The 320-nt window shown below is 58.1% G+C and carries 1 protein-coding gene; it reads left to right on the forward strand.

All coding sequences use genetic code 11. From position 1 onward, the window contains the following. Positions 1-99: 99 nt before the first annotated feature. Positions 100-320 (forward strand): hypothetical protein (locus H2O73_RS21885; RefSeq protein ID WP_220457708.1); only part of this gene is annotated, 221 nt, incomplete at its 3' end.

Raw genomic sequence — 320 nt, forward strand, 5'->3', positions numbered from 1 at the left:
CGAGGCAAGCCAAGCGTGGATTGAAAAACGTCAGCAGGCTTTGGAGGAGGTTGTTCCTAAGCCGGCGGCGCCAGAGGTCAACGTCGGCGACGACGACTGATGGGCTTTCCAGGCGACGCCGGCCAAATGATTGCTGATGTCTTTGCGCATCGCGCGGAGCCTGGCGCTCTGGCCGGCGTTGACTGTAACGCCATCGTGAAAGAGGAAGTCGTCCAGTTGGTCGGCTATGAGTCTATCTCACACGTCCGGGAACAGGTTGCTGAGTTCCTTCTTTCCGAAATTACGCCCCGCAAAGGTCAGGCGTTAGTGATGGAGTCTGG

The sequence above is a fragment of the Vibrio marinisediminis genome (assembly GCF_014050145.1).
GTDB classification, from domain to species: Bacteria; Pseudomonadota; Gammaproteobacteria; order Enterobacterales; family Vibrionaceae; genus Vibrio; species Vibrio marinisediminis.